General features: G+C 72.0%; 10 protein-coding genes. 2 read left to right on the top strand and 8 right to left on the bottom strand.

The window, feature by feature from the left end:
* Positions 1-10: 10 nt before the first annotated feature.
* The 7 genes from ACFV5H_RS30070 to ACFV5H_RS30040 all read right to left on the bottom strand — a co-directional run bounded on the left by ACFV5H_RS30070 (position 11) and on the right by ACFV5H_RS30040 (position 11,059).
* Positions 11-1,603: a glycosyltransferase family 2 protein gene (locus ACFV5H_RS30070; RefSeq protein WP_385051787.1), complete on the bottom strand. Its 1,593-nt coding sequence runs from the start codon at positions 1,601-1,603 to the stop codon at positions 11-13.
* A complete protein-coding gene (gene rfbD / locus ACFV5H_RS30065; protein ID WP_385198106.1) occupies positions 1,600-2,499 on the bottom strand; it encodes a dTDP-4-dehydrorhamnose reductase in 900 nt (299 codons plus the stop codon). Before rfbD ends, ACFV5H_RS30070 begins: the two co-directional genes overlap by 4 nt.
* A complete protein-coding gene (rfbB, locus tag ACFV5H_RS30060; protein WP_385051783.1) occupies positions 2,496-3,482 on the bottom strand; it encodes a dTDP-glucose 4,6-dehydratase in 987 nt (328 codons plus the stop codon). The genes rfbD and rfbB overlap by 4 nt, the downstream gene beginning before the upstream one ends.
* Positions 3,479-4,546, bottom strand: a complete 1,068-nt coding sequence (locus ACFV5H_RS30055) for a glucose-1-phosphate thymidylyltransferase (protein ID WP_385051781.1) — start codon at positions 4,544-4,546, stop codon at positions 3,479-3,481. Before ACFV5H_RS30055 ends, rfbB begins: the two co-directional genes overlap by 4 nt.
* Positions 4,547-4,762: 216 nt before the next feature.
* The gene (locus ACFV5H_RS30050) at positions 4,763-8,800 is read right to left on the bottom strand and encodes an Rne/Rng family ribonuclease (protein ID WP_385198104.1); all 4,038 of its coding nucleotides are present in this window, start codon (positions 8,798-8,800) and stop codon (positions 4,763-4,765) included.
* A gap of 261 nt (positions 8,801-9,061) precedes the next feature.
* Positions 9,062-9,883 carry a TIGR03936 family radical SAM-associated protein gene (locus ACFV5H_RS30045; RefSeq protein WP_385051777.1) on the bottom strand — a complete coding sequence of 274 codons (822 nt, stop codon included), beginning with the start codon at positions 9,881-9,883 and terminating at the stop codon, positions 9,062-9,064.
* A 48-nt stretch (positions 9,884-9,931) separates the two neighbouring features.
* On the bottom strand, positions 9,932-11,059 hold the full coding sequence (locus ACFV5H_RS30040) for a hypothetical protein (RefSeq protein ID WP_385198103.1): 1,128 nt from the start codon (positions 11,057-11,059) through the stop codon (positions 9,932-9,934).
* Positions 11,060-11,331: 272 nt separating this feature from the next.
* Between ACFV5H_RS30040 and ACFV5H_RS30035 the strand changes: the two genes are divergently transcribed.
* Positions 11,332-12,132: a DUF2637 domain-containing protein gene (locus ACFV5H_RS30035; protein WP_385051773.1), complete on the top strand. Its 801-nt coding sequence runs from the start codon at positions 11,332-11,334 to the stop codon at positions 12,130-12,132.
* Positions 12,133-12,197: 65 nt separating this feature from the next.
* On the opposite strand, the gene ACFV5H_RS30030 is transcribed toward ACFV5H_RS30035, so the two are convergent.
* Complete coding sequence (locus tag ACFV5H_RS30030; protein WP_385198101.1) at positions 12,198-12,416, bottom strand: hypothetical protein; 219 nt, start codon at positions 12,414-12,416, stop codon at positions 12,198-12,200.
* Between ACFV5H_RS30030 and ACFV5H_RS30025 the strand changes: the two genes are divergently transcribed.
* On the top strand, positions 12,415-13,602 hold the full coding sequence (locus tag ACFV5H_RS30025) for a hypothetical protein (RefSeq protein ID WP_385198100.1): 1,188 nt from the start codon (positions 12,415-12,417) through the stop codon (positions 13,600-13,602). The genes ACFV5H_RS30030 and ACFV5H_RS30025 overlap by 2 nt on opposite strands.
* Positions 13,603-13,739 lie beyond the last annotated feature (137 nt).

The following is a 13,739-nucleotide window of genomic DNA, read 5'->3' as shown; positions in this document are numbered from 1 at the left end:
AACCTCCGGTTCAGGATGTGAGGGCTCGTTTGACCTTCTTGGCCACCTTGCGCCAAGTGGCCTGGGACTCTGCGGGCTTCTCCGGGACCGGGTGCATGTTCCCGCCGATGTCGAGAGCGAGCCGCCCGTCCCTCGTCCAGTAGGGGGCGGCCTGGATGTTCCGGCGCTGGGACCGCTCACCGCCGCAGGGCAGCAGCTCGCTCACGGGGCCGCCCTCGATGCGGGCCATGCGGTCGATCCCGAGCAGCTGGACGTTGACGTAGACGTCGTAGAGCCCCTTGGGGAGCCGGCCTCCGCACGCCGCGGTGTCGGGGTCGATGCGGACGGTTCCCGTGATCTCCACGGTCCCGTCGGAGGCGACGTTCAGCTTGGACTCGACGTCGGCGAACCAGGCCTGCGCCTTGTTGCGCTGACGCAGCTGGAAGTCCACGGCCGCACGGTTCTCCAGGTCCTTGAAGGACCATTCCGGTCCGCCGTCTATCCCGTGGACCACGGCGAGGTCGAGGCCGTAGCCGTCGCCCAGCTTCCTGACCTTCACCGTGGCGCCGCTCGGGTAGCGCAGCCGGGCGCGGAACGGCGCCACCAGCACACCCCGCCGCCAGCGCACCGGGCCGCTGAACTCGACCTCGCTGACGGTGTCGCGGTAGCGCTCGGCCACCTTGCGCAGGTCCTCTACACGGTCGGCCTCGAGCAGTTCGGCGCGGAACCGCCAGAGCGGCGGCAGCCCCTCGCGGACGGAGTCCGAGTACTCCTCCATCACCACCTTACGGGCCGCCTCGTAGTGCCCCATGCTGAAGGGGTCGCCCTTCAGGAAGCCCTGCGTGGAGGTGTTCCGCAGGACTTCGACCCGGTAGTTGCGCGTCAGGAAGGCGTCGCGCACCGGTCCCGGGCTCGTGTTCGCCTTGACGATCTGCGCGGTCTTGGCGAGCCAGGGGTAGTAGTCCTCCGGCTCGGTGCGGCTCTTGCTGTTGTTGCTGCCGTCGTCGCGCTTGCTCCAGTCGTAACACACGACATCGCCGACGATCGTGATGCTCTTGGCGAGCGGATAGGCCTTCGCCAGGAACATCTGGTCCTCGAGACGACAGCGCCCCTCCTGGAAGGTGATGTCGTTGTCGAGCAGGAACTGCCGCCGGAACATCTTGTGCGGAGTCAGCGTCTCGTACAGCTCGGCGAACTCCGGGCCGACGCTGTCGGCCGACTCGCGGAAAAGGCGGATGGGGCCGCGCATATTGCCCTTGACCTTGCCGACGACTATGTCGGAGTCGTTCTTCCGTGCCCGGTCGTACATCACTTCCAGCGCCTTCGGGCCCAAGGCGTCGTCCTGGTCGAGGAAATGTATGTACTCGCCACGCGCATTGGCGACGCCGACGTTGCGAGGGCGGCCGGGCCAGCCCGAGTTCGGCATGGAGAGCACCCGCATGTTCTCCGCCTCGTCGGCCAGTTCCTGCAGCCGCTCCGCGGAGTCATCGGTGGATCCGTCGTCGACGAAGATCACCTCGAGCTCGTCCTGCGGCAGCGACTGCTTCAGGATCGAGTTGATCGGGCGCTCGATGTAGACCCCCGCGTTGTACACCGGGATGATGATGCTGACCTTCACGGTCATGGGTTCCCCTCCTGGAGCTCCGCGACCAACACGGGCATCGCGGAGCTGAGACTTTCGGACCAGTCGCGTATCGGTTCGATGCCGGCCTGCCGCCAGCGGCTGTGCCCCAGCACGCTGTACGCGGGCCGGGGCGCGGGGCGGGCGAACGCCGCGCTGGTGGTCGGCCGGACCCGCTCCGGATCAGCGCCCAGCAGCCGGAAGATCTCCCGGGTGAGCCCGAACCACGTCGTCTCGCCGGCGCTGGTGCCGTGGTACACACCCGCGGGAGCGCTCCCCTCGAGGGCCCCCTGGCCGAGGCGCACCAGGCGGTCGGCCAGGTCGACGGTCCAGGTGGGCTGGCCACGCTGGTCGTCGACGACGTCGAGGGTGTCCTTGACGGCCTCCAGCTTGATCATCGTATGGACGAAGTTGCCGCCGCCCGCCCCGTACAGCCATGCCGTGCGGACCACGAATCCTCGGTCGGGGAGCGTGGTCAGGACGGCCTGCTCCCCGGCCAGCTTGGTGCGGCCGTACGCGCTGCGCGGGCCCGTCGGGGCGTCCTCCGCGTACGGCTTGTCCGCGTCGCCGGGGAAGACGTAGTCCGTCGAGACGTGCAGGAGCACGGCGTCGAGCTCGCGGCAGGCCTCGGCCAGGTGGCGCGGGCCGTCGCCGTTGATGCGCAGGGCGTCGTCCTCACGGGTCTCGGCGTCGTCGACGGCGGTCCAGGCGGCGCAGTTGACCACGACCGCGGGCCGATGCCCGGCGAGGACCTCGCGCACCGCCGCGGGGTCGGTGATGTCCAGCTCGGCGCGGGTGAGGGCGACCGCCGGGATCCCGGCGGTCGCGAGCCGGGCCAGGACGTCCCGCGCCAGCATCCCCCCTGCGCCGGTCACCAGCCAGCTGCGCGTACCGCTCACAGCGCCGCACGCTCCTTCAGCGGCTCCCACCAGGCGCGGTTGTCGCGGTACCACTGGACGGTCTCGGCGAGGCCCTGCTCGAAGCTCTTGCGGGGCTCGTAGCCCAGTTCCTCGCGGATCTTCGTGCAGTCGACGGAGTAGCGGCGGTCGTGGCCCTTGCGGTCCTGGACGTACTCGACGCTGGTCTCCCAGTCGGCGCCGCACGCCTTCAGGAGCAGCCCGGTGAGCTCCTTGTTGGAGAGCTCGGTGCCGCCGCCGATGTTGTAGATCTCGCCCGCGCGGCCCTTGGTGCGGACCAGCTCGATGCCCTGGACGTGGTCGTCGATGTGCAGCCAGTCGCGGACGTTGCCGCCGTCGCCGTACAGCGGGACCTTCTTGCCGTCGAGGAGGTTGGTGACGAAGAGGGGGATGACCTTCTCGGGGAAGTGGTGGTGCCCGTAGTTGTTGGAGCAGCGGGTGACGCGGACGTCCAGGCCGTGGGTGCGGTGGTAGGACAGCGCGATCAGGTCGCTGGACGCCTTCGCCGAGGAGTAGGGCGAGTTGGGCTCCAGCGGGTGGGTCTCGGGCCAGGAGCCCTCGTCGATCGAGCCGTAGACCTCGTCGGTGGAGATGTGCACGAAGGTCTTGATGCCGGCCCGGTGCGCGGCGTCGACGAGCGTGTGGGTGCCGACCACGTTCGTACGGACGAACTCCGCGCCGCCGTCGATGGACCGGTCGACGTGCGACTCGGCGGCGAAGTGCACCACCTGGTCGTGCTCGGCCATCAGCTTGCCGACCAGCTCCGGGTCGCAGATGTCGCCCTGCACGAAGGCGAACCCGGGGTGCTCGCGCACCTCGTCGAGGTTGGCCGGGTTGCCCGCGTACGTCAGCTTGTCCAGGACGGTGACCGAGACGTCACCGGGGCCCTGGGGGCCGAGCACCGTACGGACGTAGTGCGAGCCGATGAAGCCGGCGCCGCCGGTCACCAGGATCCTGGTAGTCATGAGGAGATCTGCACCTTGCTGTGATCACCGAGCACGAGCCGGTGGGCCTTGGGGTTACGGGGAGCGGGCGTGACCTCGACGTCGCGCCCGATGAGCGAGGCCTCCACCCGGCGCACGCCGGTCACGGACGCACCCCGCAGGACGATGGAGTACTCGATTTCGCTGTCCTCGATCCGGCAGCCCTCGGAGACCGAGGTGAAGGGACCGATGTACGCGTCGTTGACCACGGTGCCGGCGCCGATGACCGCGGGCCCGACGATCCGGCTGCCGCTGACCCGGGCGCCTTCCTCGATGCGCACCCGGCCGATGATCTCACTGGCCTCGTCCACCGTGCCCGCGTCGTAGGGCTCCAGGGCCTCCAGGACGGACCGGTTGACCTCCAGCATGTCGGTGACGTTGCCGGTGTCCTTCCAGTAGCCGGAGATCGTGGTGGAGCGGACGTCCCGCTTCTGGTCGATCAGCCACTGGATGGCGTGCGTGATCTCCAGCTCGCCGCGCCAGGACGGCTCGATGGAGCGGACGGCCTCGTGTATGGCGGGGGTGAACAGGTAGACGCCGACGAGGGCGAGGTCGCTCTTCGGCTGCTTCGGCTTCTCCTCCAGGCCCACCACGCGGCCGTCGGCGCCGAGTTCGGCGACACCGAAGGAGGTGGGGTTGGGGACCCTGGTCAGCAGGATCTGCGCGTCGGGCCGCTCGGTGCGGAACTCCTCCACCAGGCCGGTGATGCCGCCGACGATGAAGTTGTCGCCGAGGTACATGACGAAGTCGTCGTCACCGAGGAAGTCCTGGGCGATGAGCACGGCGTGCGCGAGGCCCAGGGGCGCGTCCTGCGGGATGTAGGTGACCTCGATGCCGAACCGGGAACCGTCCCCCACCGCCTCGCGGATCTCGTCCGCGGTGTCACCGACGATGATCCCGACCTCGGTGATCCCGGCGTCGGCGATCGCTTCCAGGCCGTAGAAGAGCACGGGCTTGTTGGCGACCGGTACGAGCTGTTTGGCCGAGGTGTGGGTGATCGGACGGAGGCGGGTTCCCGCTCCCCCGGAAAGCACGAGAGCCTTCACGTGTGGCGCCCCAATACTATGGACCTTGACAGGGGCGGAAAGCCCCCGTTTGTCTGATTTCGCAGTCAATCTGTCGGCACATCATAACCACGCGCCAGGAACAACGATTCACCGGCCATTCACGCATTCGAACCTCAAGTAGCCACCCAATGGCAAAAAATGATCCGCCCCCGGCTGGAACCGGGGGCGGATCACGATCACCGAACGATCCGGAGATCAGTCCTCCGTCGAGGCGGTCACCGACGACGACGGCTGCTGGGCCGCCGCCGCGGTCTTCTTCGACGCCGCCTTCTTCGCGGTCGTCTTGGCGGTGGTCGTCTTGGTGGCGGCCGACTTGGTGGTCTTCGCCGCCGCCTTCTTGGCCGTCGTCTTCTTGGCGGCGGTCTTCTTGGCCGCCGTCTTCTTCGTGGCGGCCTTCTTCGCCGTGGCCTTCTTGGCCGCCGTGCGGGCGGTCTTCTTGGCCGGGGCGGCCTCGGCTTCCTCGACGGGCGCCTCGGCAGGCGCCGCCTCCGCCACCGTCTCCGTCTCCGTCGCCGTCGACGGGACGACCACGACGGCCGTCTCCTCGGACGCGGTCGACGTGCTCGGCTTGCGCACCGCGCGGCGACGCGGGCGGGCCGGGGCCCCGGTCTCGGCGGGTGTCTCGGCGGGTGCCTCGGACGGGACCTCCTCGGGCTTCGGCGCGGGCGCCTCGGCGACCGGGGCCGCGGGCTCCGCGACCGTCACCACCGTGGCCTCCGCTCCCGCCGGGGAACCGGCCGGCGCGGACACCTTGCGGGTGGCCCGGCGCCGCGTACGGCCCTTGGGCGCGGCCTCCTCGGCGGCCGGCTCGGCCGGCTCGGGGACCACCGCGTCCTCGACGGCCGCGGGCTCGGCCAGCGCCTCGGCGGCCGGCTCCGGCCGCACCGGACGCGCGGCCTCCTCGGCGGCCGTCACATCCTGCGCCGTCGGGACCTCGGCCTCGGCCCTCTCGCTCTCCTCGCCCCTGTGCCGGCCGGCCCGGGCCTTGGCGGTCTCCCGCTTCGGCGCGCCCGCCGGGGCCGACACCCGCCGGCTCGCCCGGCGGCGCGTGCGCCCACGGGTGGCCGCGGCCTCCGCCTCGGCGGCGCTGCTGTACAGCTCCTCGTCCGGCACGAACTCCGGAGCGGGGAGCGCGACCGGCTCGGCGGCCTCGGCGGCGACCTCGGCCGCCGTCTCCGTCTCCGCCTCCTGCTCGGCCGTCTCCACGCCCGCGACCGCCTCGTGCTCGTGCGGCTGGTCCGCCGCACCGGCCCGCGCCCGCTTCCGGCGCTTGCCGCCGCCACCGGCGGCGGGCTGGTCCAGGTGCACGATGACACCGCGCCCGTTGCAGTGGACGCAGGTCTCCGAGAACGACTCCAGCAGGCCCTGGCCGACCCGCTTGCGGGTCATCTGAACCAGGCCCAGCGAGGTCACCTCGGCGACCTGGTGCTTCGTACGGTCGCGGCCCAGGCACTCCAGCAGACGGCGCAGCACCAGGTCCCGGTTGGACTCCAGCACCATGTCGATGAAGTCGATCACGATGATGCCGCCGAGGTCGCGCAGCCGCAGCTGGCGCACGATCTCCTCGGCCGCCTCCAGGTTGTTCCTGGTGACCGTCTCCTCCAGGTTGCCGCCCTGGCCGGTGAACTTGCCGGTGTTGACGTCGACGACGACCATCGCCTCGGTCCGGTCGATCACCAGCGAGCCGCCGCTGGGCAGCCACACCTTGCGGTCCAGCGCCTTGGCGAGCTGCTCGTCGATCCGGTACGTGGCGAAGACGTCGACCTCGCTGGTCCACCTGGACAGCCGCCCGGCCAGGTCCGGCGCCACGTGCGACACGTACCCGTGGATGGTCTCCCAGGCGTCGTCACCGCTGACGACGACCTTGGTGAAGTCCTCGTTGAAGATGTCCCGCACGACCCGGACGGTCATGTCCGGCTCGCCGTAGAGCAGCGTCGGCGCGCTGCCCGCGCCGTTCTTGGACTTCTTCTTGATCTCCTCCCACTGCGCCTGCAGCCGCTCGACGTCCCGGCGCAGCTCGTCCTCGCTCGCGCCCTCGGCGGCGGTGCGCACGATGACGCCCGCGTCCTCGGGGACGACCTTCTTGAGGATGGTCTTCAGCCGGGCCCGCTCGGTGTCGGGCAGCTTGCGGCTGATGCCGGTCATCGAGCCCTCGGGGACGTACACGAGGTAGCGGCCCGGGAGGGAGACCTGGCTGGTGAGGCGGGCGCCCTTGTGCCCGATCGGGTCCTTGGTGACCTGCACCAGGACCGACTGGCCGGACTTCAGCGCGGACTCGATGCGGCGCGGGCCGTGGCCCATGCCGAGCGCCTCGAAGTTGACCTCACCGGCGTACAGCACGGCGTTGCGGCCCTTGCCGATGTCGATGAAGGCGGCCTCCATCGACGGCAGCACGTTCTGCACCTTGCCGAGGTAGACGTTGCCGACGTACGAGGTCGCCTGCTCCTTGTTGACGTAGTGCTCGACGAGCACGTCGTCCTCCAGGACGCCGATCTGCGTACGGTCGCCGTGCTGGCGCACCACCATCACGCGCTCGACGGCCTCACGGCGGGCCAGGAACTCGGCCTCGGTGATGATCGGCACCCGGCGGCGGCCCTGCTCACGGCCCTCGCGGCGGCGCTGCTTCTTCGCCTCCAGACGCGTGGAGCCCTTGATGGACTGCACCTCGTCCGACGGCTCGGCCTTCGGACGCGGCTCGCGGACCTTGACGACGGTGCGCTCGGGGTCGTCGGCGGTCGCCTCGGCCTCACCGCCGCCGTCACCGGCGCGGCGACGACGGCGACGGCGGCGCCGGCTGCTGCTGGACCCGGAGTCCTCGCGGTCCTCGGCCTGCTCGGCCGCCTCCTCGGCGTCCTCCTCGTCCTGCTCGGCGGTGTCCTCGGCGTCCTGGGCGGCCTGCTCGACGGAGACGTCCGCGGGCTCGCCGCCCTCGATGTCGGTCTCTGCGGAGTCACCCCGCCGGCGGCGACGGCCGCCGCGGCGACGACGCCGGCGCGAACCGGCGGCCTCGCTGTCGTCCTGGTCGTCGGCCTCGGCGTGGTCCTCGGCCTGCTCCTCGTCCTCCTCCGCCTCGTCCTCGGCGGGGGTCACGGGAGCGGCCTCGGGCTCCTCGCCCCGGCGCCGGCGACGGCGGCGGGAGGCGGCGGGCTGCTCCTCGGCAGGCTCCTCGGTCCGCTCCTCCGGCTCCGCCACCGGTTCGGCGACCTCGGCGGCCGCTTCGGCGGCGGCCCGCTCCGGGGTCTGGAAGCGGGGCTCGGTGAACACCGGCGGCTGGAACACGGCGACGGCCGGACGCGCGGGGCGCCGCGACGGGGTCTCCGCCTCGCCGGACCCGGCGGGCTCGGCGAAACCGGCGGCGGCCTTACGGACCACCCGGCGCCGGCGCCGCGGAGCGGCCTCGTCGGCGACGGGCTCGGGGGCCTGGGCGGGCTCGGGGGCCTGGGCGGGCTCGGGAGCCTGGGCGGGCTCGGGAGCCTGGGCGGCCTCGGTCACTGGGGTCTCCTCGGCGGCGGGCGCGTCGGCGCGCCGCGTGGCGCGACGCCGGGAACGGCGCGGAGCGGCGTCCTCCGTCGCGGCTTCCCCGGCCTCGGGGGTCCCGGTGGTGGCCTCGGCGGTCTCGGTGGACGCCTCCGGGGAGGTCACGCTGCGCGTGGCCCGACGCCGGGAACGGCGCGGAGCGGCGTCCTCAGCCGCGGCTTCCCCGGCCTCGGGGGTGGTCTCCGGGGCCGCAGGGGCGGTCTCCGGGGCCGCGGGTGCGGTCTCCGGGGTTTCGGTGGTCGCCGTCGGCGAGGTCACGCTGCGGGTCGCACGGCGCCGGGTACGGCGCGGGGCCGCGTCCTCGGCGACGGCGGGCTGCTCGGGGGCCGGAGCGGTCTCGGGCGCGGCGGGCGCCGCCGGTACGACGGTCTCGGCGGCCTCCGCCGACTCGGGTGCCCCGGCCGGTGCGGCCGCGCGGCGGACCACACGACGACGCCGGGGCGCGGCGGCCGGTGCCTCGACGGGCTCGGCCTCCTTCTCCGCCTCGGCCTCGGCGCCCTCCTGCTCCACGAGCTCGTCGGGCTCGGGGGCCTCCGCGGCCGGTATGGCCGGCGCGACGGTCTCGGCCGTCGTGTCGGCCGCCCCGGCGGGCGGGCCCGCCGGGCGGGACGCGGCACGGCGCCGCCGCCTCGGCGGCAGGGTGTCGCTGGGGGTGTTCGGTTCGGAGCCCTCGGTGGGCTCGATCGGTTCGAGCATGCGGGCGTTTCTCCCGTCAGGCTCCCGGGCGCCGCACCTGGTCCGGCGATGCCGGTGACGTCCGCGGCTCGCGCGGTGCGCGATCGCCGCCGTCCGGGGCGCGGGCGCCGCACGGGAGCACTCTGTGTCCTGTCTCGCCGGTTCCGTACGCCGAATGCGTACGGCCTGGCGAAAGTCTTCTGGTCGGTGCGCTGCCCGACTCAGGTGGCTCCCGAGTTCGAGGGCGGCGCTTACGACGTCCGTCCCTTCGCGGGACCTTCCTTACGCCGGCGCCGTCGCGGCGGCAGTGGCGCCGGCCGGTTGCGGCTCGGTCGCTGCTGCCTCGCGGTCGGGCGCGAGCGGGTCGGTCACCGTGCCGGTCTCTTCATCGAGCAGCCCCTGCGCCAGCCTGGTCACCGCTGCGGGGACCGGCGGCGCCAGGTCGGCCACGGCGCGGAGACCGGACAGGACGTCGTCGGGTCGTACGGCAGGCGTCACGTGCCGAACAACCAGCCGCAGTATCGCACAGGGCCGGTCGGTCGGCCCAGTAAGGAGCGCGGCGCCGGCCGCTCCGGTGGAGCCGACGTCTGCGTCGGGCTGCGACAAGTGCGTTTCCGCGCTCTCCAGACCCACGACCGCCGAGCGGGCGTCGAAGGTACGGACGCCGTTCTTGGTCCGGCGCTGGACCTCGACGGTCCCGGCCGCGTTGAAGACGTCCACCGCGTGGCGGGCGTCCTCGGGGCCGACGCCGTCCAGCCGCAGCTCCCACACGGAAGCCGTCAGCCGGTCGGCGAGACCCGAGGTGCGGGCCTCGACCGCCTCGACGATGTCGAGCCCGGCGGGCATCGACTCGTCGAGGAGCGCCCGGAGCCGCTCCGGGTCACGCGTCTCGGTGAGCGCGATCTCCAGATACTCCGCCTCACTGCCCGTGCCGGTGGGTGCGGCATTGGCGTACGACACCTTCGGGTGCGGTGTGAACCCCGCCGAGTACGCCATCGGCACCTCGGCACGGCGCAGCGCACGCTCGAAGGCGCGCTGGAAGTCACGGTGGCTGGTGAACCGGAGGCGGCCGCGCTTGGTGTAGCGCAGTCGGATGCGCTGCACCGCGGGTGCGGGCGGCGGGCCTTCGGGCTGTCGCTTGCCCAGTGTTGTTCAGTCCTTCGTGAGAGCGGTCGTACTGCTACCAAGAGTACGTGTCTCCGGGCCGGTAGGTTCCCGCCGGTGTGCGAGCTGCGGTTTCTTCGGCTGACCGACCGGTTCAGCGGCCGGTTCGCCGAGCAGCATCCGGCGGAAGTCGGCGCGTGCCTGCCGTACCGACGCGCGGGCGGCGGCGAGGGCCTGCCGTACCGACGCGCGGGCGGCGGCGAGGGCCTGCCCGGTGGCCCGGCCCACCGCGCGGGCGGCGTCCCCGACGGGCCGCAGCACCGTGTCGCGCACCACGTGCCCCACCGGTGTCAGCACACTCCGGTACACCCACCGCACCGGCTCCACGAACACCCACCGGAAGAGCCTCCCGAGGAACCGCCCCACGGCGAGCGAGAGGTGCCCGGCGACCCGCCAGGCATGACCGAGGGCGTCCCCGACCTCCCGCGCGACGACCGCGAGCACACGCCCGACGGGCACCAGCACCCACCGCCACACCGCGAGCGCGGGCAGCACCAGCAGGATCCGGGTGATCCAGTACAGCCCCGCACCGATCCCGGTCACGACCGTCGCCCCCAGCCACACCAGCCCCCTGCCGCACCAGGCGACCGCCCGCCCCACCGGCGCCAGAACCCACCGGTACAGCCACAGCGCGGGCACGACGACGAGGTGTCGCCCCAGCCACAGCACGGGCACGACGACGAGGTGTCGACCCAGCCACACCGCAGCCGCCCACGCCCCGGCGCCGATCGGTGTCAGCACGCGCGCGTACAGCCATGCGGCCCCATGACCGAGGGGAGTCAGCACATGGCGGTAGAACGCGATGGCCGGAAGGACCAGCAGCACCTTCCCGAGCCACGCCAGCCCCTTGCCGGACGGCACGAGGACATACCGCCACAGCCCCACGAACGGCCACACGAACACCGCCCGTCCCACCCACAGCAGTGCCCGCCCGAGAGGCCGCAGCAGCGTGTCGTTCAGGAACCGTCCGGCGACGACCAGCGCGTCCCACGCCATCCGCACCGGCACGACCAGCACCAGCGCCACGATCCGCACGGGGATGCGGATCGCCACGACGAGACACCCCTCACCCGCGGGCGCGGCGGCCGGCGGCCGGGCCGGCTTCTCGAGATCCATACCTACGGAGACGCAGGCGCGGCCCGCCCGGATCCCACCCTCATGATGTTGTTTACCTCATATGCTGAACGCCGATCGGACATAAGAATTCCGCGACTTATGTAAAGCGATTTTCCCTACGGCCGTTCACTCATTCGCCACGCATCCAAGCGAAACAGCCACCGTTAGTCGCTATATGACGAAGGCACGCATGTCCGGGCTCATCAGGCTCGACGGGGGGAATTCGTGGGAATCGGAGCTCGCCGACCGCTGGATCGGCGAGGCCGGCTGACATGAATGACGAACGCTACGACCCTCTCGTCTACGCACCGCCCATGGAATCGCACGTACCCCCCTGGGACCCGGCCGAGGAACTCGCCTATCTGCTCCAGGAAGCCCGCGGTGAGGAATCCTCCGGCATCACCATGCCGGGGCCCCGCGAGGAGACCCCGGTCACCGATCCCCCGGCCGGCAGCCCCATGGGCAACCTGCAGGAGATCACGGCGGAACTCCCGCCCCTGCGCGCGTCACCGCGCGGCCACCGCAAACCCCCGCGCAGACGCCCCGACGCACTGCGCCTCGCCAGCTACGCCATCGCCGCCCTGGCAGCGGTCACCGTGTCGATGGTGAGCGTCTTCAGCGGCGTCGTCACCTACGAACCCCTGCTCCTCGTCACCACGGCCCACAGCAGCGGCAGTTCCTCGGCCTGGTGGCCCGTGCTGGTCTACGGCCCCTGGCTGGCGGGGTCGTTGTCCATCCTCCGCGCGGCACTGCACCGACGGCGCGCCCTGCACTCGTGGTTCGTCGTCCTGCTCTTCTCGACCGTCGCGGTGATGCTCTGCGTGGCCCAGGCCCCCCGGACGATCACCGACACAGCCGCCGCGGCGCTCCCGGGCGTGGCCGCCCTGGCCTGCTTCCAGCAACTCGTCCGCCAGATCACCCTGACCCGGCCGCCCCGCCGGGCCGTCCCCCGTCACCGGCTGCGGTCCGCCATGGACCATCCCGCACCGCTCACCGATCCCGGCAAACAGGAACGTTTCCGGGCCGCGGCCCACTCCTACCGGCGTGACACGCCGTCCACCCGGCACCCCTGACAGCACACCCCGCAAGCCCCCCGCTGTCGGTGGCCCGATACACCGCCGCCGGCAGAGGGGACCTCTCAGCGGCCTCCGCCGACGGCGGGGGCCGCGTCGTGCCGACCGGGCTTCTCCAGGACGCGCTCGCGGAGAAGCCCGTACTCCTCGCGCAGCCCGACCGTCTCGGGCGGGCGGGGAACGACGACGCCCTCGGTGACGGTCCCCTCCGTCCCGTCGAGGGTGGTCGAACCATGAGCCGCACGGAGGCAACCCTCCGCGCCCCGGCCGGGTCTTACGGACATGATCAGACACCTCGCCCGCACAGGTGCGGTGCTCACCCTCGCGTCCCTGCTCCTGACCGCCTGCTCCGGCGGCCAGGACACCCCCGCCGAGCACCCCGTCCTCGACCAGAAACTCGGCCTCCAGGTCCACCTCGCCCTGCGCCAGACGCAGAAGGCGGACGGTGCCGACTTCGTCCAGACCCTGACCTTCGCATCGAAGAAGGGCCGGGCGGTGCAGACCGTCAGCGGGCGGATGGACTTCGCGAAGGGAACGGGCGAGGCGACCACGGAGTGGCACCTGTCGAAGGGACTCCCCCGGGAAACGAAGGACACGCTCCTGGGCGCCACCCCGGGCAAGGGCAACGCCGACCCCTCGGCACGCGTCCTCGTCGACCCCCAACACATCCACTACCGCGCCGAGTCGGCGGCGTACTGGCTCCAGTACACGACGGGCGACACCCGTCCGCCCCTCGGCATCGACCACCTGCGCGGATCCGAAGGACCGGTGGGCGGCACCCTCCTCGAAGCACTCGGTGCCACGGAGGCGACATCCCGGCGGACCGACGGCTCCCGGCACACCTACGAGGCGGACATGCCCACCAGCACCGCCGGGCAACTGCTCCCCGAGGACCTCAGGCGCGAACTGTCCCTCCCCTTCCCCCAAAGCGCCCCACTGCCGACGACCGTCTCCGTGGACGACCGGGGACGCGTCACACACGTGCGAGCCGACCTCTCGACGACCCTGGGGAAGAAGGACAGCGCGTTCGAGGACATGACCTCCCTGACCATCGACCTCCGCCTCTCCGGACACGGTGTGCCGAAGCCCGCCGCGAAACCCGACGGACCCGTTCTCCCGGCCCGCGATGCGGTCCGTTCCGTCGACTCGGTGAAGCCCGGTGGCTGCGTCGACTTCAGCACGGGCCGACGGCTCGTGGACACCGTCGTGGACGTGCCGTGCTCGGGCGCGCACGACGGCAGGGTCTTTGCCCGGAGAACACTCGGCACGGGCCCCTACCCGGGCAGCACGGCCGCCCGGCAGAAAGCCGCCGCCGCCTGCGGCACCGCCTACGACACCGCCCCCGGGCGATGGGTCTCCGAGGCGGAACGGGCCGGACACTACTGGTATATGTGGCCGAAGCAGGAAGAATGGGAACAGCATGGAGGGTACGTCAGCTGCTTGGTCGTCACCACCAGGGGCGCCGACTGAAGCAGATGACGGAAGTCCGTGACCGGGCGGCCCGGAACAGGGCTTCCCGATCACCCGCTCGAGGCCCCGCTCACATCAGTGGACGTGACCGCTCGGCGCCGGCGCGGAGTTCTTGACCGTGAGCGGCAGCAACTTCT

Source organism: Streptomyces sp. NPDC059787 (assembly GCF_042732315.1).
Classification (GTDB): domain Bacteria; phylum Actinomycetota; class Actinomycetes; order Streptomycetales; family Streptomycetaceae; genus Streptomyces; species Streptomyces atrovirens.
The sequence above is the reverse complement of the archived record's forward strand: the minus strand, read 5'-3'. Positions and strand labels throughout refer to the sequence as shown.